This window comes from Streptomyces sp. BA2, from assembly GCF_009769735.1.
In the GTDB taxonomy this organism is placed as follows: Bacteria; Actinomycetota; Actinomycetes; order Streptomycetales; family Streptomycetaceae; genus Streptomyces.
The window spans coordinates 4,715,308-4,739,119 of the sequence record NZ_WSRO01000002.1 but is presented as its reverse complement, the minus strand read 5'-3'; the positions used below and the strand labels follow the sequence as shown (position 1 = coordinate 4,739,119).

General features: G+C 71.7%; 22 protein-coding genes and 2 tRNA genes. 16 read left to right on the top strand and 8 right to left on the bottom strand.

Translation table 11 applies throughout. The features are described 5' to 3' along the window. Positions 1 to 59: 59 nt before the first annotated feature. From E5671_RS24055 to E5671_RS24035, 5 genes are all read left to right on the top strand, one after another. Entirely contained in the window at positions 60 to 497 is a 438-nt protein-coding gene (locus E5671_RS24055; protein WP_336605829.1) for a MaoC family dehydratase, read from the top strand. Further along, a complete protein-coding gene (locus E5671_RS24050; RefSeq protein WP_160506010.1) occupies positions 494 to 1,660 on the top strand; it encodes a lipid-transfer protein in 1,167 nt (388 codons plus the stop codon). The genes E5671_RS24055 and E5671_RS24050 overlap by 4 nt, the downstream gene beginning before the upstream one ends. 52 nt (positions 1,661 to 1,712) lie before the next feature. Further along, positions 1,713 to 2,642: a DUF1906 domain-containing protein gene (locus E5671_RS24045; RefSeq protein ID WP_237330227.1), complete on the top strand. Its 930-nt coding sequence runs from the start codon at positions 1,713 to 1,715 to the stop codon at positions 2,640 to 2,642. A 173-nt stretch (positions 2,643 to 2,815) separates the two neighbouring features. Then, positions 2,816 to 3,379, top strand: a complete 564-nt coding sequence (locus E5671_RS24040; protein WP_202121238.1) for a SigE family RNA polymerase sigma factor — start codon at positions 2,816 to 2,818, stop codon at positions 3,377 to 3,379. A gap of 224 nt (positions 3,380 to 3,603) precedes the next feature. After that, complete coding sequence (locus E5671_RS24035; RefSeq protein ID WP_336605828.1) at positions 3,604 to 5,253, top strand: long-chain fatty acid--CoA ligase; 1,650 nt, start codon at positions 3,604 to 3,606, stop codon at positions 5,251 to 5,253. A 32-nt stretch (positions 5,254 to 5,285) separates the two neighbouring features. Here E5671_RS24035 and E5671_RS24030 read toward each other — a convergent pair whose 3' ends face one another. Further along, positions 5,286 to 6,554, bottom strand: a complete 1,269-nt coding sequence (locus E5671_RS24030) for an MFS transporter (protein WP_160510379.1) — start codon at positions 6,552 to 6,554, stop codon at positions 5,286 to 5,288. Between the two features lie 199 nt (positions 6,555 to 6,753). Between E5671_RS24030 and E5671_RS24025 the strand changes: the two genes are divergently transcribed. Then, on the top strand, positions 6,754 to 7,329 hold the full coding sequence (locus E5671_RS24025; protein WP_160506008.1) for a TetR family transcriptional regulator: 576 nt from the start codon (positions 6,754 to 6,756) through the stop codon (positions 7,327 to 7,329). 58 nt (positions 7,330 to 7,387) lie between these two features. Here the strand turns inward: E5671_RS24025 and E5671_RS24020 are convergent, their stop codons facing one another. After that, complete coding sequence (locus E5671_RS24020; protein WP_160506007.1) at positions 7,388 to 11,887, bottom strand: PAS domain-containing protein; 4,500 nt, start codon at positions 11,885 to 11,887, stop codon at positions 7,388 to 7,390. A 256-nt stretch (positions 11,888 to 12,143) separates the two neighbouring features. After that, a complete protein-coding gene (locus E5671_RS24015) occupies positions 12,144 to 12,638 on the bottom strand; it encodes an SSI family serine proteinase inhibitor (protein WP_336605827.1) in 495 nt (164 codons plus the stop codon). Between the two features lie 172 nt (positions 12,639 to 12,810). On the opposite strand from E5671_RS24015, the gene E5671_RS24010 reads away from it, so the two are divergent. Next, positions 12,811 to 12,901: transfer RNA gene (locus tag E5671_RS24010), tRNA-Ser, on the top strand. Between the two features lie 191 nt (positions 12,902 to 13,092). Continuing rightward, a tRNA-Arg gene (locus E5671_RS24005) sits at positions 13,093 to 13,165 on the top strand. A gap of 148 nt (positions 13,166 to 13,313) precedes the next feature. On the opposite strand, the gene E5671_RS24000 is transcribed toward E5671_RS24005, so the two are convergent. Further along, complete coding sequence (locus E5671_RS24000) at positions 13,314 to 14,525, bottom strand: NAD(P)/FAD-dependent oxidoreductase (RefSeq protein WP_160506006.1); 1,212 nt, start codon at positions 14,523 to 14,525, stop codon at positions 13,314 to 13,316. A 117-nt stretch (positions 14,526 to 14,642) separates the two neighbouring features. Continuing rightward, entirely contained in the window at positions 14,643 to 15,587 is a 945-nt protein-coding gene (sigJ, locus tag E5671_RS23995) for an RNA polymerase sigma factor SigJ (RefSeq protein ID WP_160506005.1), read from the bottom strand. 221 nt (positions 15,588 to 15,808) lie between these two features. Here sigJ and E5671_RS23990 point away from each other — a divergent pair, with 221 nt between their 5' ends. The 4 genes from E5671_RS23990 to E5671_RS23975 are packed head-to-tail and all read left to right on the top strand — an operon-like array spanning position 15,809 to position 19,024. After that, the gene (locus E5671_RS23990; protein ID WP_160506004.1) at positions 15,809 to 16,231 is read left to right on the top strand and encodes a hypothetical protein; all 423 of its coding nucleotides are present in this window, start codon (positions 15,809 to 15,811) and stop codon (positions 16,229 to 16,231) included. Positions 16,232 to 16,263: 32 nt separating this feature from the next. Next, positions 16,264 to 17,073 carry an ATP-binding cassette domain-containing protein gene (locus tag E5671_RS23985; protein ID WP_336605826.1) on the top strand — a complete coding sequence of 270 codons (810 nt, stop codon included), beginning with the start codon at positions 16,264 to 16,266 and terminating at the stop codon, positions 17,071 to 17,073. Next, positions 17,073 to 18,413: a DUF7224 domain-containing protein gene (locus E5671_RS23980; RefSeq protein WP_160506003.1), complete on the top strand. Its 1,341-nt coding sequence runs from the start codon at positions 17,073 to 17,075 to the stop codon at positions 18,411 to 18,413. The genes E5671_RS23985 and E5671_RS23980 overlap by 1 nt, the downstream gene beginning before the upstream one ends. After that, complete coding sequence (locus E5671_RS23975) at positions 18,410 to 19,024, top strand: hypothetical protein (protein WP_160506002.1); 615 nt, start codon at positions 18,410 to 18,412, stop codon at positions 19,022 to 19,024. Before E5671_RS23980 ends, E5671_RS23975 begins: the two co-directional genes overlap by 4 nt. A gap of 93 nt (positions 19,025 to 19,117) precedes the next feature. On the opposite strand, the gene E5671_RS23970 is transcribed toward E5671_RS23975, so the two are convergent. Continuing rightward, on the bottom strand, positions 19,118 to 19,468 hold the full coding sequence (locus E5671_RS23970; RefSeq protein ID WP_160506001.1) for a hypothetical protein: 351 nt from the start codon (positions 19,466 to 19,468) through the stop codon (positions 19,118 to 19,120). A gap of 140 nt (positions 19,469 to 19,608) precedes the next feature. Between E5671_RS23970 and E5671_RS23965 the strand changes: the two genes are divergently transcribed. Further along, the gene (locus tag E5671_RS23965; protein ID WP_160506000.1) at positions 19,609 to 20,475 is read left to right on the top strand and encodes a DUF2797 domain-containing protein; all 867 of its coding nucleotides are present in this window, start codon (positions 19,609 to 19,611) and stop codon (positions 20,473 to 20,475) included. A 732-nt stretch (positions 20,476 to 21,207) separates the two neighbouring features. After that, a complete protein-coding gene (locus E5671_RS23960) occupies positions 21,208 to 21,564 on the top strand; it encodes an antibiotic biosynthesis monooxygenase family protein (protein ID WP_160505999.1) in 357 nt (118 codons plus the stop codon). A gap of 78 nt (positions 21,565 to 21,642) precedes the next feature. On the opposite strand, the gene E5671_RS23955 is transcribed toward E5671_RS23960, so the two are convergent. Further along, positions 21,643 to 21,927: a hypothetical protein gene (locus E5671_RS23955; RefSeq protein ID WP_160505998.1), complete on the bottom strand. Its 285-nt coding sequence runs from the start codon at positions 21,925 to 21,927 to the stop codon at positions 21,643 to 21,645. Beyond that, complete coding sequence (locus E5671_RS23950; protein WP_160505997.1) at positions 21,927 to 22,220, bottom strand: hypothetical protein; 294 nt, start codon at positions 22,218 to 22,220, stop codon at positions 21,927 to 21,929. Before E5671_RS23950 ends, E5671_RS23955 begins: the two co-directional genes overlap by 1 nt. Before the next feature lie 169 nt (positions 22,221 to 22,389). Here E5671_RS23950 and E5671_RS46375 point away from each other — a divergent pair, with 169 nt between their 5' ends. Both E5671_RS46375 and E5671_RS23940 read left to right on the top strand, forming a co-directional pair. Next, positions 22,390 to 22,878: a GntR family transcriptional regulator gene (locus tag E5671_RS46375; protein ID WP_237330696.1), complete on the top strand. Its 489-nt coding sequence runs from the start codon at positions 22,390 to 22,392 to the stop codon at positions 22,876 to 22,878. 169 nt (positions 22,879 to 23,047) lie between these two features. After that, positions 23,048 to 23,809 (top strand): response regulator transcription factor, encoded by a 762-nt coding sequence (locus tag E5671_RS23940; protein ID WP_160505996.1) that lies wholly within the window; start codon positions 23,048 to 23,050, stop codon positions 23,807 to 23,809. The last annotated feature ends 3 nt before the right edge of the window (positions 23,810 to 23,812 follow it).

Sequence of the window (23,812 nt, the reverse complement as noted above, 5' to 3'; positions counted from 1 at the left end):
TAGGAGGAGACGGCGTGACGGGGAGGGGGAGACGGTATGCCGCAGGAGAAGAGGGCGGTGTGAGGGTCGGTGACGAGCTGCCGGAGCTCACCATCCCGGTCACCCGGACGCTGATCGTCTCCGGTGCGATCGCCTCGCGGGACTACCAGGACGTGCACCACGACGCGGCGGCGGCCAAGGAGAAGGGCTCCCCTGACATCTTCATGAACATCTTGACCACGAACGGCCTGGTCGGACGGTATGTCACGGACCACTTCGGTTCCGCGGCGATCCTCCACAAGGTGGCGATCCGGCTGGGGGCGCCCAATTACCCCGGGGACACGATGGTGTTGACCGGTTCAGTGGAGCGGGTCGAGGGCGATACGGCCACGGTCAAGGTCGTCGGGGCCAACGGCATCGGCAAGCACGTCACCGGCACGGTCACGGTCACCGTCCAGCGCGGGACGGTCCCGGGCGCGGCGGTCCCGGGCGGGGCGTCGGCAGGGGGTGCGGCATGAGCGTACGCACACGCGACCTCCTCGGCGGGAAGGCCGCTGTCGTCGGGATCGGGGCCACCGAGTTCTCCAAGGACTCGGGGCGCAGCGAGCTCAGGCTCGCCGTGGAGGCGGTGGGGCTCGCGCTCGACGACGCCGGGCTGAGCCCCGCAGACGTCGACGGCATGGTCACGTTCACCATGGACACGAACCCGGAGATCACCGTCGCGCAGGCGGCCGGGATCGGGGAGCTGTCGTTCTTCTCGCGCGTCCACTACGGCGGAGGCGCGGCCTGCGCGACCGTCCAGCAGGCCGCGCTCGCGGTGGCGAGCGGAGTGGCGGAGGTCGTCGTCTGCTATCGCGCGTTCAACGAGCGCTCGGGGCGGCGGTTCGGTTCGGGCGTGCAGCACCGGGAGCCGTCGGCGGAGGGCGCGGCGCTCGGCTGGTCCCTGCCGTTCGGATTGCTGACCCCCGCGTCCTGGGTGGCGATGGCGGCCCAGCGCTATCTGCACACCTACGGCCTCACCCCCGACGCCTTCGGCCATGTGGCGGTCACCGACCGGAAGTACGCGGCGACCAACCCGGCGGCCTATTTCCACGGAAAACCGATCACGCTCGCCGAGCACGCCGCCTCGCGCTGGATCGTCGAGCCGCTGCGGCTCCTGGACTGCTGCCAGGAGACCGACGGCGGGCAGGCGATCGTCGTGACGAGCGCGGAGCGGGCCCGGGATCTGCCGAAGCCACCGGCGGTGATCACGGCGGCGGCCCAGGGGTCGGGCCGCGCGCAGGAGCAGATGACCAGCTTCTACCGCGACGACCTGAGCGGGCTGCCGGAAATGAGCGTGGTGGCCCGGCAGTTGTGGCGCAGCTCCGGTCTCGCGCCCGACGACATCGACGTGGGCATTCTCTACGACCACTTCACTCCGTTCGTGCTGATGCAGCTGGAGGAGTTCGGCTTCTGCGGGCCGGGTGAGGCGGCGGACTTCGTGGCCGAGGAGATGCTGCCGCTGAACACCCACGGAGGGCAGCTCGGGGAGGCGTATCTGCACGGGATGAACGGCATAGCGGAGGCGGTCCGACAGGTGCGCGGCACGTCCGTGAACCAGATACCCGGCGCGGCGCGCACACTGGTCACCGCGGGCACCGGTGTGCCCACATCGGGGTTGATTCTCGCGGCGGACGGCTGAACGCGGCGCGTGTCCCCGGCACGGCGGGGGCCCCGGGCCGTTCACTCGGCGTATGCGCTGCCGAAAGCTGATGATGGGACTTGTCCTTGCCGTCGCCCTTACTGCCACGGCCGTGGGCGCGCCGCCGACCGGCGCCGTGAGCAGACCCGAGGCCGCGGTTCGCGGACCCGACACGGGTCGCGGACCCGACGCCTCGGGTCGCGCGGCCGGGCCCGAAGGACGTGCGGCCGCGGCGGGGGGTCGTGCGGCCGGGTGGCCGGCGGGGGTCTCGGTCTACCGCGGCCGGGCCTTCGACACCTGCCTCGCGCCGTCCGCCGACACGATGCGCCGCTGGAAGACCTCCAACTACGGAGCGGTGGGCATCTACTACGCGGGCCGCGGCCGGGCGTGCAAGCGCCAGCCGCAGCTGAGCCGCAGTTGGATGCGCACGGTGCGGGGGCAGGGGTGGAAGGTGCTGCCGGTGTACGTCGGGTCGCAGTCGCCCTGCGTCGTCGCGAAGCACAAGAAGCACGTGCGCATGGGGCGGTACCCCGTGCGGCAGGGAACACTGGAGGGGCGTGACGCGGTACGGAAGGCCAGGGCACTCGGGATGCAGCGGCTCAGCCCGCTCTATCTGGACATGGAGGCGTACACCTACCGGGAAAAGTGGTGCGCGCACGGCACCCTGGCCTTCGTGCGGGCCTGGAACCGTGAGGTGCGCAGGTTCGGGTACGTGCCGGGGTTCTACAGCAGTGCGAACTCCGGCGTACGGCACATGGAGACGGCGCGGCGGGCGGGGGTGCGGGATCTGCCGTCGGTGATGTGGTTCGCGCGCTGGCGCGTGCGGCCGCACCTGTACCGCGAGCCGGTCCTTCGGCGCGACGCGTGGAGCCCTGAGCGGCGCATTCACCAGTACGCGGGGAACGTCACGGAGCGGCACGGCGGGCGCACGATCAAGATCGACCGGAACCTCGTGCACGCGCCGGTTGCCCGGGTCCGCTAGGCGGGGAGCGCGGCGCCTTTCGCCGCCTTCTCAGGGATGAACCCTCAGGGGTGTGCTCCGCCTCCTCCACCTTCAGGAGGTGGGGCTACCACCCCGCGTACAACCTGAGGCGGACACCGCTTCGGGACCTGCGGCCGATCCGCTGAAGTAGGGGGCGCTTCTAGCGTGGAGCCATGACCGTATCCATGGTGCCCATGTGCACCAGCGCATCGAAGGCCGCGACGCGGACAGCGAGTCCTTCGGCGTATCCGTCGTTCGCGTCGTACGTACGGGCACGTCAGCCCGTGTTGCTGCGCACCGCGCGCTCGCTGACCGCGAATCCGAGCGATGCCGAGGATCTGCTGCAGACCGCCCTCACCAAAACCTATGTCGCGTGGGACCGGATCGAGGACCATCGGGCCCTCGACGGCTATGTGCGCCGGGCCCTGCTGAACACCCGGACCTCGCAGTGGCGCAAGCGCAAGGTCGACGAGTTCGCGTGTGACGAGCTGCCCGAGCCCGAGGTGGCGCCGGTCGCGGACCCGGCCGAGCAGCAGGTGCTCAGGGACGCGATGTGGCGCGCGATCATGAAGCTGCCCGCCCGGCAGCGGGCGATGGTCGTCCTGCGGTACTACGAGGATCTCAGCGAGGCCCAGACGGCCGAGGTGCTCGGGGTGTCCATCGGCACCGTCAAGAGCGCGGTGTCGCGTGCGCTGGGCAAGCTGCGCGAGGACCCGGAGCTCACACCGGTCCGGTGATGGCCCAGGCAGCCCGGTGATGGGCCGGACAGCCCGGTGATGGCCCGGACAGCCCGGTGACAGCCCGGACAGTTCGGTGATCGTCGCAGCTCTGCCGGACCTTTCTTCTCCCGACCTAGTGACATACCGTGCGGTATGCGGCAAGAATCTGGCGAGCCCTACTGCCAGGTAGGTCATTCGGGAGCCGCCCCGGATGAATGCCGCGCGCCCACCGGGAGGACGCCGTGCTGAGCACGATGCAGGACGTACCACTGACCGTCACCCGCATCCTTCGGCACGGGACGACCGTGCACGGGTCGTCGCAGGTCACCACATGGACCGGCGAGGCCGCCCCGCAGCGCCGCAGCTTCCGCGAGATCGGTGAACGCTCGGCCCAGCTGGCGCACGCACTGCGCGAAGACCTCGGGGTCGACGGCGACGAGCGCGTGGCCACGTTCATGTGGAACAACGCCGAACACGTCGAGGCCTACTTCGCGGTCCCCTGCATGGGCGCCGTCCTGCACACCCTCAATCTCCGGCTGCCCGCCGACCAGTTGACCTGGATCGTGAACCACGCGGCCGACCGCGTCATCATCGTCAACGGCTCCCTCATCCCGCTGCTCGCACCCCTGCTGCCGCAGCTGCCGACCGTCGAGCACCTGGTGGTCTCGGGCCCCGGCGACCGCTCGCCGCTGGCCGGAATCCAGGCGCGGGTGCACGAGTACGAGGACCTGATCGCCGCCAAGCCGACGACGTACGACTGGCCCGAGCTCGACGAGCGCACGGCCGCCGCCATGTGCTACACCTCCGGCACCACCGGCGACCCCAAGGGCGTCGTCTACTCCCACCGCTCCATCTACCTGCACTCCATGCAGGTCAACATGAGCGAGTCCATGGGCCTGACGGACGCGGACACCACCCTCGTCGTCGTCCCGCAGTTCCACGTCAACGCCTGGGGCCTGCCGCACGCGACTCTGATGGCCGGCGTGAACATGCTGATGCCGGACCGCTTCCTGCAGCCCGCCCCGCTCGCCGAGATGATCGAGACGGAGCGGCCCACGCACGCGGCCGCCGTCCCCACCATCTGGCAGGGCCTGCTCGCCGAACTCAGCGCGAAGCCGCGCGACGTCAGCTCGCTCGGCCAGGTCACCATCGGCGGCTCCGCCTGCCCGCCCTCGCTGATGGAGGCGTTCGACAAACTGGGCATGCGCGTCTGCCATGCGTGGGGCATGACGGAGACCTCCCCGCTCGGCACGGTCGCCCGCCCGCCGGCCAAGTCCCTCGGCGCCGAGGACGAGTTCGCCTACCGCCTCACCCAGGGCCGCTTCCCGACCGGCGTCGAGGCCCGCCTGGTGGGCCCCGGCGGCGAGCACCTGCCGTGGGACGGAGAGTCCGCGGGCGAGCTGGAGGTGCGCGGGCCGTGGATCGCGGGCGCGTACTACGGCGGAGCGGGTGGCGATGAGATCAAGCCCGAGGACAAGTTCAGCGCGGACGGCTGGCTGAAGACCGGCGACGTCGGCGTGATCAGCTCCGACGGCTTCCTGACGCTCACCGACCGAGCGAAGGACGTCATCAAGTCCGGCGGCGAGTGGATCTCCAGCGTGGAGCTGGAAAACGCGATCATGGCCCACCCGGACGTCGCGGAGGCGGCCGTCGTCGCCGTCCCCGACGACAAGTGGGGCGAACGCCCGCTCGCCACCGTCGTGTTGAAGGAGGGCGCGAGCCTCGACTACGCCGCCCTGCGCGACTTCCTCGCGGGCACCATCGCCAAGTGGCAGCTGCCCGAGCGCTGGGCGATCGTGCCCGCCGTGCCCAAGACGAGCGTCGGCAAGTTCGACAAGAAGGTGCTGCGCAGGCAGTACGCGGACGGGGAACTGGACGTCACGAAGCTCTGACGGCCGCCCTCCCTCCCAGCACTCACTCGGTGTTACGCCGCTCCCCCGCCGGAGCGGCGTATCGCCGTGGCCCAGCCCAGGGCGAGCCAGGCCGTCGCGATGGCGCAGACCCCGCCCCAGCCCCAGTGGGTGAAGGCCGTACCTGCCAGGGCCGAGGCCCCCGCGCCGCTCGCGAAACCGGCCACCACATAGGCGGTGTTGGCGGTGGCGGGCAGGCTCGTGGTGGTCAGCGCCAGGGTCTGGTTGGCGACATGGCTCGCCACGAGGGCGGCGTGGATCAGGATCCCGGCCGCGCACAGCGCCCACAACTGCCGCCCGCCCAGCCAGAACAGCGGCAGGCAGAGCGCCGCTCCGACGTACGCGGTCGCCGTGACCCGCGCCGCCCCGAACCGGTCGACGAGCCCGCCGGCCAGCGGGGCGACCGCGGTCGCGGAGAGCCCGAGGAGGCCGAAGAGCCCTGCGGCTCCGGTCGACATGCCGTACGCACCGCTGGTGAGGAGCAGGGCGAGCGAGGTCCATACCGCGCTCCACGCTCCGTACATCCCGCCCTGGCGCAGGCAGGCACGGCGCAGCTCCGGTGACTCCTTCAGGACCCGGGGCAGGCGGGCGAGACCGCTGAGGGCCGGGCCCGCGTGACGCGGCCGGTCCTCAGCGGGCAGCAGCGCGGCGGTGGCGAGGCCGAGCGCCAGTGTCAGGACGGCAGCGCCCACGAAGACGACGCGCCAGCCGTGGGCCTGACCCACGAGCCCGCCGAGGACACGCGCGGCGACAACTCCCGCGAAGAGCCCGGCGATCACGGCCGCCACATGCCGGGCACGGCGGCCGACGGGCGCGCGCTCGGCGACCAGCGGCACCAGGAGCTGGGGTATGACGCTCGCCGCCGTGGCGACGAACAGGGCGCAGGCGAGCGCGACGGGCCCCGAACAGACCGCGGCCGCCGCCAAGGCCAGGGCCGCGCCGGCCGAGAGTATGCCGACGAGGCGGCGGCGGTTCGCCGTGTCCCCGAGCGGGGCGAAGAAGAGCAGCCCGGCGGCGTACCCGAGAAGGGACACCGAGGCGAGCCAGGCCAGGTCGGACGGCTGGGTGCCGAAGTCGTGGGCCATGAGGGGGAGCAGGGGCGCCGCGAGGTAGATGTTGGCGGCGGTCACCGCGGTGCAGACCGCCACGACGGCGAGCAGCAGGCCGGGCCGGACGGAGCGTTCGGTCGGAGAGTCCCCGGCGATCCCGGAGTCCCGGGCGATCCCGGAGTTCCCGGCGATTCCGGGAGCCCCGGGTGTCCGGCTCCTGGCGGCTGAGGGCATGGGCGGTGACATGAGGGGCGGGCTCCTTGCGTTGCGCGATCAGGCGGCGAGTGAGCGGCGAGTAGGCGACGAGCAGGCGAGTCGAAGGCAAGCAACTAACTGGTTGGTTGGTTGGTTGGAAAAAGTCTGCGCCCACAGCCCGCGCAATGTCAAGCAACCAACCAGTTGGTTACCCGCAAGGATTAGCTACCCTGTCCCCATGGCAGTGAGAGACCCCGAAGCCACCAAGGCCCGGATCTTCGAGGCGGCGGTGACCGAGTTCGCGCGGTACGGCATCGCGGGCGCCCGTATCGACCGCATCGCGAGCGAGGCGAAGGCGAACAAGCAGCTCATCTATGCCTATTTCGGCAACAAGGCCGAGCTGTTCACCCAGGTCCTCGAGAAACGCATGCTCGACATGGCGGTCAGCACTCCCGTCGACGCCGACGACATGGACGGCTGGATGGACCGGCTGATGGATTACCACGCCGCACACCCCGAGCTCCTGCGCCTGCTCTTCTGGGAGGGCATCGAGTACGGCACCGACGAGCTCCCCGACGAGCGGGAGCGCCGTGACCACTACGACCGCAAGGTCGCCGTGCTCGCCGATGCCCAGGCCCGCGGCGTCATCAGTGACGAAATCCCCGCCTCCCACCTGCTGTTCATGGTGGTCGCGCTGGCCGGCTGGTCGACGGCGGTTCCGCAGATGCGGCGGATCCTGGTCGGTGAGACGGACGACGACGTGGCGCGGCTGCGCACCTCGATCAAGGCCGCGATGCGACGCATCACGGCTTGAGTCGCTCGCACCACGGCGGCCTGCACCGCCCGAAGCGCGAGCCCCAGGGCCGCCCGCCCTAGTTCGTACCGATCTTCGCCAGCAGATCCACGATGCGGCCCTGCACCTCGCTGCTCGTCGACCGCTCCGCGAGGAACAGCACCGTCTCCCCCGCCGCGAGACGCGGCAGTTCCGTCTGGTCGACGGCGGCGGTGTAGACGACGAGCGGGGTGCGGTTCAACTGGCCGTTCGCGCGCAGCCAGTCGATGATCCCGGCCCTGCGGCGACGCACCTGCATCAGGTCCATCACCACCAGGTTCGGCCGCATCTGCGCCGCGAGCGTCACCGCGTCCGCGTCGCTCTCGGCCCGCGCGACCTGCATGCCGCGCCGCTCCAGCGTCGCGGTCAGGGCGAGCGCGATCTCCTCGTGCTCCTCGATGAGCAGGACGCGCGGCGGGTGCTGCTCGCTGTCGCGGGGCGCGAGCGCCTTCAGGAGCACGGCGGGGTCGGCGCCGTACGCCGCCTCGCGCGTCGCCTGGCCGAGTCCCGCCGTGACGAGCACGGGGACCTCGGCGGCCACGGCGGCCGTGCGCAGCGACTGCAGAGCCGTACGCGTGATCGGTCCGGTCAGCGGGTCCACGAACAGCGCCGCGGGGAACGCCGCGATCTGGGCGTCGACCTCCTCGCGGGAGTTCACGATGACGGGACGGTAGCCGCGGTCGCTCAGCGCCTGCTGCGTGGTGACGTCGGGCGCGGGCCACACCAGGAGGCGGCGCGGGTTGTCCAGCGGCTCGGGCGGCAGTTCGTCGTCCATGGGCTGCGGCTGGGGCCGGTTGGCGACCTCGACGGCGCCGCCGGGGCCGTCCAGCGGCTCCGGGCCCTCGTCGGCGTCCTCGTCCGGTGCGCCGATCGCGTACGCGCGGCCTGTGCCCTCGGTCGAGGACGCGATCCGGGACTGCGGGTGGCCCTGCGCCTGGGGGTGCGGGCGTGCAGCGGCCTCGGGGCGGTCGTCGCCCGCGGGGTCGGGGGGAGTGGACAGCCTGCGGCGCCGCCCCGAGCCGCCGACGGAGCCGCCGAGAGAGCCGCCGAGGGTGTGGGACTGCGACTGTCCCGTAGCCGCGGGCTGCGCCGGCGCCTGCTCCGGGAGCGGTCCCGCGGTGGGGGGCTGCGGGGCCTCAGGAGCGGCCGGGGCGGCGGGAGCGGTGGGGGCAGATGCGGCGGGCTGGGCCTGCTGCGGCTGGGGAGCCTGGGGGGCCTGGGGAGCCTGCTGGGCCGCAGGAGTCTGCGGGGGCAGCGGAGGCTGGGGTGCCTGTGGGACCTGCGGGTTCTGCGGGTTCTGTGGGGTCTGGGGATTCTGCTGCGGCTGCGGCTGCGGCGTCTGCGGTGCCGTCGCCGGGGCGGCCGGGGCATGGCCCTGCTGCAGCCCGCGACGGCGCTGCTGCTGCTCGGCGATCTGCTGGCCGAACGGCACACCCTGCCCGAGCGTGCGCACGCTGATCGCGCGCCCCTGCGTCGAGTTGGGGTCGCCGGGCGCGGCCTCGGCGGGCAGCGGCTGCGCGGCCCGACCCTGGGCCCCGCGCTCGGGCGGGAGCGCGACGCCCCTGCCGGGTGTGTGGACGCCCCGCGCGGGAGTGCCTTCGGCGTACGTAGTGGGCTGCGAGGGAACACCGGCGGGCGGGGTGCCCTGAGCGTCCCCGGCCGGACCAGCGGCTGCGGGCGCCGCAGGAGCAGAGCCAGCAGGACCAGCAGGGGCAGCGTCCGCCCCCGGTGCGGCGGACGCGCCGGGAGCCTGCCCCAGCCCGTTCTCCTGCCCCTGCCCCGCTGCCTGCCCCTGCCCCTGCGCCGGACGCGACCGGCGGCGACCCGTCGGCGTCTCCGCGGGGTGAGGCTGCGGCGGGGTGTGGTCGTCGGCCGGGTGGTGCAGGGCCGCTTCGTGCTGCCCCGTGTCGTCCTGGTCCGCGGAAGCGGGCGGCAACGCGAATACGCGCCCGCTGGGAGCCTCCTCGGCAGCGGCCCGCTCCTTGGCGGCGGCCAGCGCACGGCGACGCCGCCCCGTCGGACGGGGAGAGGCCTCGCCCGAGTCACCGGCGACAGCCACAGCCGTCCCGACCCCGGAAGCCCCGGAAGCCCCGGAGCCCCCGGCGACAGCACCCTCCTGCCCACCACCGCCCGAAGGCAGAGCGGGCGGCAACGCCAACTGCTCGTCGTTCCGTCGAGCCCGCTGCCCGGAAGCGGCAGGGGCCACCCCACCCGCGGGAACCGGCACGCCCTGCGGCGGCACCGTCTGCCCGAGAGCCGCGGACCCGGCCGCATGCTCGGCAGCGGTCACCACAGAACCGACGGAGCCCCCCGAACTCACGGAGCCCCCCGAACTCACGGAGCCCCCCGAACTCACGGAGCCCTCCGCGGCGCTGGGCCGCCCACGCCGCCGCCCGGTACCACCCGAAGTCTGTGCCTGCGCAGCCCCCTCGCCCCGCGCGACCGCCTCCGGAGCAACCGGAGTAACCGGACCAACCGACGCGATCGACGCCTCGGCCTCGGCAACCTGAGCCGCCGCGATCTGCGCCGCGTCGGCCTCCGCCGCACGCCGCCCTCGACGCCGCCCGGTCCCACTGGACGAAGCCCCGCCTACGGAATCGGCCCCCTCAGGCGCTGCACCTCCCGAGGCGGCACCTCCCGAGGTGGCACCTTCAGGAACCGCACTCTCCAAGAACGAGTCCACCGAAGGCCCGGCAGCCCGCCGAGCCCGTCGGCGCCCGCCACCCGTGGCGGGCGAAGCCTGCGCGGGCACCACGACAGAAGAGCCAACAGAAGAGCCGACAGAACCACCCACCGCCTCGGGGGCCGCGGAAACCGCCCCACCCCCCGCCCCGATCGGCACCTCAAGAACGTACGCATTGCCGCTCATCCCCGGCACCTCATGCGTCTGCAGCACGCCGCCGTGCGCCCGCACGATGCCCCGGACGATCGGCTCGTGCACCGGGTCTCCCCCGGCGTACGGCCCCCGCACCTCGATGCGGACGACCTCGCCACGCTGAGCCGCGGCCACGACCACGGTCGAGTCCACGTACCCACCGGCGGCGGACACGGCCGAAGGACCCGTACCGGCACGGGCGTTGCCCGTGGCGTCGATCCCCGCCACGTCGGCGACCAGGTGGGCGAGCGCGGTGGCGAGCCGCCCCGGGTCCACCTCGACCTCGATCGGCGGCGCGTGCACCGCGAACTGCGCGCGTCCGGGCCCGATCAGCTCGACCGCGCCCTCCACGCCGCTCGCGACGACGGCATCGAGCATGACCTTCACGCACGACAGCTGATCCGCACCCGAGTCGAGCAACTGGAAGCCCAGCACATTGTCGACAAGCGTGGTGATGCGCGCGTACCCGGCGGAAAGATGATGGAGAACCTGATTCGCCTCGGGCCACAACTGCCCGGCGTCGTCCGCCGCCAGGGCCGACAGCTCACGCTTCAGCTCGTCGAGCGGACCCCGCAACGACGACCCGAGCACGGCGAGCAACTGCTCGTGCCGCGCGGCCAGGGCGTCGTACCGCGCCTTCTCGCGCTCGGTGAGCTCCTCGAACCGGTCCTTCTCGCGCTCGGCGAGCGCCGCGTACCGCTCCTGCTCGGCGGCGATCTCCTCGGCGCGCTGCTCGGCCGCGGCGGCGAGTTCCGCCGCGTGCCGCTCCGTCGCGGCCCGCAGCTCCTCCGTGCGCCGCTCCGTCGCGGCCTTCATCTCCTCGGCGTGCGCGGCGATCGCGGCCTCGTGCTCCTCGGCCAGCGCGTCGTAGGGGCGCCGGTCGGTGAACGTCATGACCGCGCCGACGAGCTGGTCACCGTCCCGCACCGGCGCCGTCGTCAGGTCGACCGCGACCCGGTCGCCGCTCTTGGACCACAGGACCTGCCCGCGCACCCGGTGCTTGCGCCCGGAGCGGAGCGTGTCCGCGAGAGGGGACTCCTCGTACGGGAAGGGCTCACCGTCGGCGCGGGAGTGGAGCACCAGGTGGTGCAGTTCCTGCCCGCCCAGGTCGCTGGCCCTGAAGCCCAGTATCTGCGCGGCGGCCGGATTGACGAGGACGACCCGTCCTTCGGTGTCCGTCCCGACGACACCTTCGGCGGCTGCACGCAGGATCATCTCGGTCTGCCGCTGGGAGCGCGCGAGTTCGGCCTCGGTGTCCACAGCGCCCGAAAGGTCGCGTACGACGAGCATGAGCAACTCGTCGCCGGTGTAGCCGTAATTGTCGTAGGCGTCCCGAATGTCTTCCAGGTTCGAGCTGGTGACCTCGACGGGGAACTCGCTGCCGTCCGTGCGGCGCGCGGTCATCCGCGTCGGCTTCGTACGCCCGCGCCCGTCGACGGAGTCGGGCCTGCGCATCGATCCGGGAATGAGCCGGGAGTCGAACTCCGGCAACAGATCGAGGAGCCCGCGTCCCACGAGGGCTGTGCCCGGTGCCTCGAACGCCTCGAGCGCGATCGCGTTCGCGTTCACGACGGTCCCGTTCGCGTTCACGAGGACCAGCGCGTCCGGGAGCGCGTCGAGTATGGCTGCGAGGCGAGCAGCGCCTCGGGATGGCCTGCTGCTCACGACGACGCTTCCTCCCTGGTTACTGCTGCTTGCCGACTCGCCCAGGCCATCTTGCCCCGCGGCCCGCGGCGTGTCACGGGAGGGAGTCTACGGGGAGTGGTTGTGCGCGCGACGCCGGATGAGAGGGAGGTCGCACGCAGAAGATGTGAGGCTTCCGTACGGCCTGGTCACGAGGAGGTGGCGGCCGGACGGATTCGGCCGTGGCCGGGAAGCGCCTCGGAAGTGGCCGAAACGGATCGTCCGGAGTCATCCGGAGTCAGGCGCCGGCCTCGGGAAGCACCGGGACGAGCTTGTTCCACCGGGAGATCTCGCATCCGTTGCTGCGGTTGTACGTCGCCTCGACGGGCCGCCCGTTCCAGGTGCCGGTGATGTGCGCGGTGGCGGGACCGCCGTACTGCATGGTGCAGTTCGCGTCGGCCGGCGTGGGTGCGAACGCGTCGCTGCCCCACCTCGTCCCTTGGTCGAGCTTCGCGCACGCTTCCTCCGCCTGAGGGTGCGTGCCGCCCGTCGGGTGGCACGTCAGCTCGAACGTCCCGTCGCGGCCGTCCCCGGCGTCGTCGACCTTCACCGTGAGCCGGTCAGGGGTCGCCCCGGACTCGGTCACGGGCGTCGGCAGGGGGAGGGGCTCCATGTCGGCGTGGGCGACGAAGGGCGCGGCGGACAGCGCGGCGACGGACGCGGCGGCGGTGAGGACGAGACGGCGCAGCATGACGGGGCTCCACTGGGTGCGGGGTACCGGGTACGCGAACACGTACGGGCTCTACCGCGTCTAACGCCGTTGACGCCGCGACGTTGCGGGCACGGAAAGACGCTTTGCTCTGCGGGCCGCCCGACTAGTACCGTGGAAGCCGCGATTGGTGACACGCCGCCCGGCTGTGTCATCATCTGCACGCACCCCTCGCGCTCGCGCAGGAGTGCAAGCTGGAGGCGTCGCCTAGTCCGGTCTATGGCGCCGCACTGCTAATGCGGTTTGGGACTTAAATCCCATCGAGGGTTCAAATCCCTCCGCCTCCGCTGCAAGATCCCGAAGCCCCGGTCCACTGGACCGGGGCTTCGGCGTTTCGCCGCCGCGAAGCACGTTTCCGCAGGTCGCAAGCGGTGCGGCAAACGGATTTCACATGGCGGCGGCGGTCATGTAATGTTCTTCCTGTCGCCGCGAGCGGGCCGAAAGGCCGGGGAGCGAAGGCAGAAAAAAGAAAAATCAAGCACTCGTAGCTTAACGGATAGAGCATCTGACTACGGATCAGAAGGTTGCAGGTTCGAATCCTGCCGAGTGCACACAGATGAGAGGCCCCCGGTTGAACCGGGGGCCTTTCGCGTTGTCCGGGAGTTGTCGCTCCGCCGCCCGCCGCCCGCCGCCCGCCGCCCGCCGTCCGCCGCCCGCCGTCCGCGGACCGCGGTGCGCGGTCCGCGGGGACGTGGGCGGTCAGGCCGAGGCCTTCACGCCCGTGGCCTGGCGGGGGGTGTTCTGGGTGATGGGGCGGGGGCGGGTCGGCAGTCCGAGTGTCGGGTTGGCGACGCCCCAGGCCGCGCCCTTGCAGACCAGTTCCTTGTAGACGGCGGCGAGCCGTCCTGTCAGGGCCGCGTTGACCGAGCGGTCGTCGGCGGTGACGTACTGGATCAGACCGTTCCTGCGGCCGAGCGAGATGCACTGGTTGAAGTAGCGCATCGGCGTCTTCGGGATCTTCCCGCCGGTCAGGCGGGCCGCGATGGCGTCGGCGGCCTGCCATGCCATGGGGGTGCCCGTCGCGCACGACATCCGCAGCGGCTTGTCGCCGGGGCCGATCGCCATGGCCGCGTCGCCGACGGCGTACACGTCCGGGTGCGAGACCGAGCGCATGGTGCGGTCGACGATGATCTGGCCGCTGTCGGTGACTTCGAGGGCGGTGGCCTCCGCGATCGGGTGGACCGCGAAGCCGGTGGTCCACACCGTGACCGCGGCCGGGATGGCCTTGCCGTCGGCGGTGGTGACGCGGTCGGCCTGTACGCCGGTGACGGCGGCCTGCTCGTGCGCGGTGATGCCGAGCCCGGCGAAGACCTTCCGTACATGGCCGCGGCCCTTGGGCGAGAGCCAGTCGCCGAGCTCGCCGCGGGCGGCGAGGGCGACGTCGAGGTCCGGGTGTGCTTCGGCGATCTCGGTCGCGGCCTCCAGGCCGGTGAGGCCGCCGCCGACGACGACCACGGTCTCTCCGGCGTCCAGGCCTGCCAGGCGCTCGCGCAGCCGGCGCGATCCGGGGCGGCTCGCGATCTCGTGGGCGTGCTCGGCGGTGCCGGGGACACCCTGGGCGTTCCAGCCGCTGCCGAGGGCGTAGACGAGGGTGTCGTACTCCAGGTCCTCGGTGCTGCCGTGCGCGTCGCCGACGGTGACGGTCTTGCGGTCGACGTCGACGGCGGTGACCTTGGTGAGCTTCAGTTCGACGCCGGTGCCCGCGAACATCTCGCTGAAGGGCCGGTGCGGGAGGTCCTGGCCTGCCGTCAGCTGGTGCATCCGGACGCGCTCGACGAAGTCGGGTTCGGGGTTCACGAGGGTGATGGCGACGTCCTCGCGGCGCAGCCGCTTGGCGAGGCGCCCGGCGGCGGTGGCTCCGGCGTATCCGGCTCCGATGACGACGATGCGGTGCTGCGTGCGGTGCTGCATGTCCTTGCTCCTGTCATCAGCTCTTCAGCTCTTCAGCGGGTTCGCCTCTTGAACCGGGCAGCCCGCCGTTTCCTGACAGGAAGCTGTTGTGAAGCAGCTCACATCTAGCTCGGGGCGTCAGAACGCGTGGAGCAGGGGTTCTCCGTGGTCGGTGGCCGCCCATCGCCGGGTCGCGCGTTCCAGCTTGTCGGGGTTGACCTGGTTGCGGAACGCGACGATGCCCTCGGCGGTGATCTCCAGGCACATGACGCCGACGACCCGGCCGTCCACGACCGCCACGACGGCGGGGGTGCCGTTCGCGGTCGTGCCGTAGATCTCGGGGGAGCCGCCGACGTAGGAGCGCTTGACCTCGCTGGGCTTGAACAGGCCCCGCATGAACTTCGCGACCGCGACAGCGCCCTCGAACGCCTTGGCGCGCGCAGGGACCTTGCCGCCGCCGTCACCGATGGAGATGGCGTCCTGCGTGAGCAGCCGCACGAGCGGCTCGGTCTTGCCGCTGGTGGCGGCCGCGAGGAACTCCTCGACGATCCGCTGGGCGGTGGCCTCGTCGATCTCGGTGCGGGTCTTGCCGTCCGCCACGTGCTTCTTGGCGCGGTGGAAGATCTGCTGTCCCGCGGTCTCGGTGATGTCGAGGATCTCCGCGATCTCCCGGTGCGAGTAGCCGAAGGCCTCCCGCAGCACGTACACCACCCGCTCGTTGGGCGACAGGCGCTCCATGAGGGTGAGGACGGCGTACGAGACGGATTCGCGCTGCTCGGCGGTGTCGGCGGGGCCCAGCATCGGGTCCCCGGCGAGCAGGGGCTCGGGCAGCCACTGGCCCACGTAGGTCTCGCGGCGGGCGCGGGCCGATGTGAGGTGGTTGAGGCACAGGTTGGTGAGGACCTTCGTCAGCCAGGCCTCGGGGACCTCGATGCGCTCGACGTCGGCGGCCTGCCAGCGCAGGAAGGCGTCCTGCACGGCGTCCTCCGCGTCGCTCGCGGAGCCCAGGAGGCGGTAGGCGATGGCCTCCAGGCGGGGCCTGGAGGTCTCGAACCGGTCGACGTCGTTCATGGTCAGAGCCATGCTCCGGATCCTAGCTCTCGCGCATGCTTCGGAACCTGGCTCTCACGCATGCTCCGGGGCCAGGCTCTCCCGGCTCTCCCGGCTCTCGCGGCGCTCCCGCCGTTGTCGCCGATGTGATCGTCGATGTGATCGTCGGCACAGCTGAAGCATTGGCCACCGGAGCCTCAGATTCCCCCATAGCGTGATCAACGACCAAGTAAGTCCTGCTTGTTGGAGGATTGATGCGCAAGTTGTACACGGGGAAGCGCAAGCTCGCGGTCGTCGGGACGCTGACGGCGATCGCCATCGGTGTGCCGGCCGTGGGTGCGGTCGCGGCGGAGATCAGTGGAAGCAGACTTCCCTTCTCCATAGCCACCGCGGGCAACAAGGAAGACGGTGACCGCTGGAAGGGCAAGAGCAGCGGTCACGCCAAGGCCTGTGGTGATGTGCCGGTGAGTGACACCAGGACGTTCAGCGCGTACATCTACCAGGACAAGAACTTCCGCCCCGACCCGAAGATAGCCAGCACGTCCCGCAGTTACCGGCAGGCGTACGGCTGTGGTGCGTACAAGGGCACCAGCACGAGTGGCAAGTACTACACCAAGGCCACCTGGGCGGGGATCCCCGGCAGCCGGGCCTACGGTTACGTGAACGCTCAGAACTGATTCGTGAACGCCCAGAACTGATCAGGAATCACGTGACCACTAGCAAGAGCACCGCCGCGACCGGCTCCCAGCCGGTCGCGGCGGTCGCGGCCGTGACCGTCCAGTACGGCTCCACGGTCGCCCTCGACGACGTCTCCCTCGAATTCCCCTCCGGGGTCACCGGTCTTCTCGGTCCCAACGGAGCGGGAAAAAGCACCCTGTTGTCCCTCCTGAGCACGGCCCGCAGACCCAAGTCCGGGTCGGTCACCCTCCTCGGTGACGAGGCGCCGGGGCGGGCGCGGGTGCAGCGCATCCGGCAGCGGATCGGGGTGCTTCCGCAGTCCTTCGGGTTCTATCCCCGTTTCACCGTCCTTGAGTTCACCGAGTACGCGGCCTGGCTGCGGAAGGTCCCGGCGGCCAAGCGGCGCGAGCGGGCGCTCGACGCCCTGCGCCTCGTACAGATGGAGAAGCACGCGGACCGCAGGATGGGCGCCCTGTCCGGCGGCATGCTGCGCCGCGTCGGGATCGCCCAGGCCATGGTCAACGAACCGGCCCTGGTGCTCCTCGACGAGCCGACCGTGGGCCTCGACCCGGCCCAGCGCGTCGGATTCCGCGGTCTGATCCAGGAGTTGGGCGAGCGGTCCGCCGTGGTGATGAGCACCCACCTCGCCGAGGACGTGGCGCACGTGTGTGACCGGGTCGCCGTCCTCCTCGAAGGCTCGGTCCGCTTCACGGGGACGGTCGCCGAGCTGTGCGCGCTGCCGGACGGGGCCACAACTGGCGCGGACGGCAAGGCAGTCGACGGGGGAGCCGTGGAAGCCGGGTATCTGCATCTCGCCGGTACGGAAGCGGTGGCGACCTGATGCGTGTGCTCCTTACCGAGATGCGGCGCGGCGAGGCCAAGTGGGCCGCCGCGCTCATGGGCGCGATCGGCGTGTACTACTTCACCGCCGAGAGCCCGGCCGAGAGCGACTGGATCGGCTGGTGGACCCAGACCAGCCTCCAGGTCCAGCTCTACTCGGTGATCGTGATGGGCTCGGTGATGAGCGCCGCGGCCTCCTGGGGAGCGGGCCGCGCCTTCCGGCACCGGACCAGGGTGTGGGCGGACACCGGGGCCCGGGGCGGCTGGGCGCAGTCGCTGCTGCTGTGGCTCGCGGTGTGGCTGTGGTCCCTGCTCGCGTACGCCGTCCTGGTGGCCGTCGCGTTCTCGCGGACCGCGGGGGTCAGTGACGTCAGCGAGCCCGCCTGGACGCCGCTGCTGCTCGGGGCCGGGATGATGGGCCTGGAGATCGCCGTGGGGGTCGCGATCGGTTCGGCGCTGCCCTCCCGCGTGGTCGCGCCCTTCGCGGGAATCTTCTGGTACGGGCTCTTCGTCTTCGTCGCGTTCGTCCCGGACACCCCGCTGGACAAGCTGTTCCCGGCGATAGACGAGTTCTGGAGCTCGGAGTTCGAGCCCAACACGGCGCGCATGCTGATCGCCGTCGCCTGGTGCCTGGCCCTCGGCCTGCTCCTGACCGCACTGCCCGCCCTGCGGCGCCGTGCGTCGCTCGCCCCGCGGCCCCTCGCCCTCGGGGCGCTCGCCGTGGCGGCCGTCGTCGCGGGCGGCGCGCTTGTGGCCTTCCGCACGCCGACGCCCGACTCGTACTGGGCGGTGCGCAAGGCCCAGCCGGCGCGGCAGCTCTGCGCCGATGCCACCGGCGGGCGTACGAAGGTGCGCCTGTGGCCGGAGGACCGCCATCTGCTGTCGGCGGCCCGCGCCGCGGTGAAGGCCGTCGACGCGCGGCTCGGCGACCTGAAGGGGCTCAACCGCGCCTTCTACGCGAGCGGCCTCAAGCGTCCCGCGGGCGGCGCCGAGCTGTCCCTGATGACGCCCGCGGAGACCGAGGCCGACCTGACCGACGCCCTGTTCGCGGCGGCGCTCCCCCAGCCCAAGTCCCCCGACTGCGAGCCCCACTTGCTGAAGGAGACCGGAGGCTACCCCGACACGTTCCTCTTCGAAGCCGTCATCCGCGACCGCGCCGGAGCGCCCGGCGAGTACTACGGCGAGAAGTTCGGCCGCGCCCTCGCCCGCGTCACCGGGGCCCCGGCCGCGCAGCAGGACGCGTGGATCGAGGCGGCGGCCGAGGAGATCCGCGCCTGCCGCCCCGTTCCGGAGCTTCCGCCGCGTCCGGAGCGTGCGGAGCGTGCGGGGGCGCCGCGGTGAGTGCCGTCGTCGCCTTCGTACGCTGCCGTGGCCTGCCCCGGGCCACCGGCGTCGCGCTGCTGATCGCCCTGGCGGCGACGGCGTTCGCGGGGCAGCGCGTCGCGGTGCCCGAGTTCCGCTACCTGGTCGACTTCAGCGTGCCGGTGGCCGAGATCGTGCCGCTCGCCCATGCGGTGGTCCTCGCCACCACGCTGTTCTCGCCGATGGCCGACCTGGAGCAGACCGCGGCCCAGCCGATGAGCCGCCTGAGGGGCGGCTACTTGGTGGTGCTGCTCGCCCTTGCCCTGGGCCTGACCGCGCTGCCGCTGCTCACCGGCGCGACCGCGGAGGTGTTCGGCTCCGCGGCCCGCAATGTCATCGGCTATCTCGGCCTCGGCATGATCAGCGCCCGCCTCTTCGGCAGCGGGCTCGCCTGGCTGCTGCCGCTCGGCATGTTCGGCCCCACGCTGCTGCTCGGCGTGGACAGCGACAACACCCCGGAGCCGTGGGCCTGGTCGCTGCACGCGTCGTCCAGCACGTCGGCCGCTGTGGTGGCGGGGGTGCTGTGGGTGGCCGGCGCGGTCGCGGCCGCCACGGGGCGTCCTCGGCAGACGGAGCGGGCGGAGCAGTAGCGGAGCAGTAGAAGACGGGGGTGGGGCGGGGTGGGGTGGGGCGTGCGTGGGCCGGGGCCCCTGGTCAGGCGACGACCAGGGGCCCCGGTGCGGTCACTTGGTGGGGTGCAGGCAGGCGCTCGGGACGTAGCCCTTGGTGCCGCGGTACGAGACGTAGCCCCAGCCGTCCCAGTTCTTGCCGCCGCACAGGTTGTACTTGGCGCCCTTGACGCCCTTGATCCAGCAGCCCGTCGTGTTCTTGTACCAGAGGCGCAGAGCGGGGGAGCTCTTCGTGGGCTTCTTGTGGATCTTGACGTTGTTCGGCGCCTTGGCGATCTCGCCACTGCAGTCAGCGGCAGCCTTGGTCCCCGTCGGCGCCTGGTCGACGACGGCGGAGGCGGAGGGCGCCATGCCCAGGAGGGCGATGGCGGCTACCGCCGTGGGGACGATCAGGCTCTTCTTCATGCAGGTCTCCCGTTTGTGTTCGTCGGCCCTGGTGCGGCCGGGCCAGACACTACTTGATCAACAAGAGCCCCTCCGACGGGAGTTGCAGAGGCTCTCCGGCGCTGGTCGGCCGGGCCGCGGGTCTGCGCGAGACTGGTCACATGGAGTGGCGTATCGCGGGCTTGAGCTGGGCGGATGCGGAGCGCCCCGTGCTCGTGTGGGAGCGGGGGGACGTCAGTCCGCTGGTCGTGGGGCGGCGGGTGGGGTTCCGGGCCGCCGGCCGCCGGGAGTGCGTGGGCGCGCGAGGCAATCCCTGCCCGGTCGCCGCCGCCGTGCCGGGGCGGGGGACGCAGGCCCGCTGTGCGGAGTGCGCGCGGCTGGACCGGGCGCACTCGGTGGCCGCGGACACCATCGCCGACGATCCGAGGACCTACCGCGTCTACCTCGCGTGGTTCGGGGCGGGCCTTGTGAAGGTGGGTCTCACCCGCGAGGAACGGGGCCCGGCCCGGCTGCTCGAACAGGGGGCTGTGGCCTTCGTCTGGCTGGGGCGGGGTCCCTTGATGGCCGCGCGGCGGGCCGAGGAGTTGCTGCGGGTCGCACTCGGGGTGCCGGACCGGATCTCGTACGCGAGAAAGCGTGCCGTGAGGGCGAGCCTGCCGGGGGCGGAGGAGCGGCGGCGCGAACTGGAGCGGATGCGTGGCTTCGCGCTCGGGCTGGAGGGGTGGCCGGAGTCGCTGGAGCGGGTACGGCTGGGGGAGCACGGTGTGGTGGACCACGGTGGGGTCTTCGGTTTGGAGAGCCTCGCGGGCGTGGGCGCCTTCGCGGTCACCGAGCTCGTGGACGGCGGGGTCGTACGGGGGGATCTGTTGGCGGTGGCAGGGCCGGACATCTGCCTCGACGACACCGGCCGCCTCGTCGTGCTGGACAGCAGGCTGCTGCGGGGGTGGCGGCTGGAGGGGGCGAGGGAAGCGGGGCGTACGACTGTTCCCGTACGGGAGGTTCCTGTGGCCCAGGGGGGCCTCTTCTGAGCTTTACAGGGCGGTGGCTGCGGGGGGGGGGGGCTTCACAGGCGGTGGCTGCCGGGGGGGGCTTTGAACGGGCGGAGGCTGCGGGGTGCTTCACGCTGACGGAGGCTGAGGCTGCGGGGCGCTTCCCACGGCGGTGGCTGCGGGGTGCTTCACGCCGACGGAGGCTGAGGCTGCGGGGCGCTTCCCACGGCGGTGGCTGCGGGGCGCGCTTCACGCCGACGGAGGCTGCGGGGCGCTGGCCCGCTTGCTGCGCGCGTCGGTGCCCGTGGCTACCGCATGCGGCCGAAGCTGGGGGGTGCTGCCGCGCTCGCCCCGCGTGCGGAGGAAGCCGCGGGTTGCTGGCGCGCCTGCCGCGTGCTGCTGCGCCGCTGCGTGCTGACGCGCCTGGCTCGTGCTGCCGCACCTGTCGCACCTGCCGCGTGTCTGCCCGGCGGGCTGCGGCCTCGTTCCGTCCTGGCGCACCCATCTCGTACTGACAGGCCTCCGGCGTGCTGGCGTACCCGCCGCGTGCTGCCGCGCTCGCCGCGCTTGCCGCCTGCTGGTGCACCCGCCGCGCGTACGGTCGGGGCGCCCGCCTCATGCTGGCGCTGCCTGCCGCGTGCGGACCGGGGCTGCGGCCGACCGCCGCGTTCGTCGCCGCTGGCTGACCGGATGGTCAAGTCTCGCTGTCCGTACGGCAATGAAGGCGGGGAGAGGGTGGACAGGGGGGTGGGCGCGGTCGAATCTGGGGACATGAGTGATCAACCCGTCACACCTGTCCCCCCTTTCGAACCGCCCTACTACACCGTCGTGTTCACATCGGTGCGAACTGAGGCCGAGGACGGCCCCGACGACGGCTACGACGAGACCGCCGACCGCATGGACGAGCTCGTCTCCGCCGTGCCGGGCTTCCTCGGTATGGAATCCGCGCGGACGCCCGGCGGACTCGGCATCACCGTCGGGTACTTCCGGGACGCGGACGCGATCCAGCAGTGGCGCGGCAATGCCGAGCACCGCACGGCGCAGAAGCGCGGGCGCGGTGAGTGGTACGAGAAGTACGTCGTGCATGTTGCCAAGGTGGAGCGGAGTTACGGGTTCGAGCGGGGCTGACCAAGTCGACTGCAGGAAAGTCCCAGCGGCCCGCCGCGTTTCGCGTGCGTTCGCGGGACTTTTCTGCAACGGAGCTGCTCAGCGCAGCCTGAGCCCCCGGCTCTCGGCCACCCGTAGTGCGTCCTGTAGCGCCTCCGTCAAGCGCTCGGCGAGGTAGCGGAGTTCGCCCTCGGGGGCGTCGGCGAGCATGCCGCGGGCGTACGTGAGCAGTTCGCCGCCCATGCCGAGCTGTACGGACTCCATGGCGTCGGCGACCCGGGACACGGGGCCCGTGGCGTCGCCGATCAGGTAGCAGGGTTTGCCCTCGGGGCCGGGCCAGGGCAGCAGGCGGGCGGGGTTGATGAGGTCGTCGTCGGCAGCCATCAGGCGACCTCCACGCCGTGGATCCAGTACGGGCCGGGTGTGTCCAACCCGAGGGTGGCCAGGGCGAGTTCGCGGCGGCGAGTGTGTTGTTCGTGGGCGGTGAGGTAGGGGCGTACTAGGCGGATCGCCTCACCGGGCAGGGGGAGCAGGGCGTCGAGGCCGTAGCGGCTGCGGGGGGTGGCCGGTTCGGGGCTCGGCGGCGTCGGCTGTACGGGGGCGGTCGCCGGGTGTGCGGGGCTGGGGGTCAGGAGGAGTCTCGTCCAGTTGGCGAGGCGGCGGATAAGGTCGGTCATGTCGTCAGCTCCTTAGCTTTGGCTGATGGCCACGCCCCCGGACGGTTGCGCCCGTCGCGGGGGTCTTTGCTTCCGTCACGGTATCGAAGGTTAACCGAGCATGCTAGGGCTAACTGAACAATTCCCTGAATCGCACTGGAGTGCATAGCATGCCCATCATGGTGTGGTGATGGAATTCGCCCCAGACAAGGCTCGCTGGCGCCAAGTGGCCGAGGTGATCCAAAACCGGATTGAGGACGGCACGTATCCCCCGCGCACCCGGGTGCCGTCCGTCGTCCAACTGACCGCCGAGTTCGGCATCGCCAACGCGACCGCGCACAAGGTGCTCACGGGGCTACGCGCGAAAGGGCTGACCTACACCGAGTCGGGTCTCGGCTCTTCCGTCTCCCCGGCTTCCCGGTCAAAGGGACTCGCTGAGAGCGAGGACACCCAGCCTGTCTGGCGCCAGGTCGCCTCGGCCATCGCCACGCGTATCACCGACGGCAGCTATCCCGTGGGGGCGCGAGTGCCGTCCGCATTGGAACTGTCCGCCGAGTTTGAGATCGCGACATCCACGGCTCAGAAGGTGCTTGCCCACCTTAAGGACGAGGGGCTCGTCCGAGCTGAGGTCGGCCTCGGCTCGTTCGTGGCCGAACGGGCTGATGAGGCCGGGCAGTAGCCCGTAGCCCGGACCGGAGCCTCCCGCACCCCGGACCGGAGCCTGCCCGCAGCCCGCAGCCCGCGACCCGCAGCCCGCCCAGAGGCTGGCCGTAGCCCTCCCCCGTTTCTCAGGGAATTCACAGGTTGCCGAAAGCTCTCTCTCACGGCCCCCGCGCAGGCTGTCTGCCATGACTACGACCTCGCCCCAGGGGCGTACCGAACTGCTCAGGGCGGACGGGAGCCCCGTCCGCGTGCTCGTCGTCGACGACGAGGTGTCGTTGACCGAGCTGCTCTCCATGGCCCTGCGCTACGAAGGCTGGCAGATCCGTAGCGCGGGGGACGGCGCCGGTGCGGTGCGCGCCGCTCGGTCCTTCCGGCCCGATGCCGTCGTGCTCGACATGATGCTGCCCGACATGGATGGCCTCGCCGTGCTCGGACGGCTGCGGCGTGAGCTGCCCGACGTGCCGGTGCTCTTCCTGACCGCCAAGGACGCCGTCGAGGACCGGATCGCCGGGCTCACCGCCGGGGGCGACGACTACGTGACCAAGCCCTTCAGCCTGGAGGAAGTCGTCGCGCGCCTTCGCGGGCTCATCCGCCGGGCGGGGGCCTCCGGCCGCCGTAGTGAGTCCGTCCTCGCCGTGGGGGATCTGACCCTCGACGAGGACAGTCACGAGGTGACGAGGGGCGGGGACTCCATCCACCTCACCGCCACCGAGTTCGAGCTGCTGCGCTTCCTGATGCGCAACCCGCGGCGCGTGCTCAGCAAGGCGCAGATCCTCGACCGCGTGTGGAACTACGACTTCGGGGGCCAGGCCAACGTCGTCGAGCTCTACATCTCGTATCTCAGGAGGAAGATCGACGCCGGGCGTGAGCCGATGATTCACACCCGGCGCGGCGCCGGGTATCTGATCAAGGCCGCACCGGCGACCGAGGCGGCCGCCGTCTCATGAAGC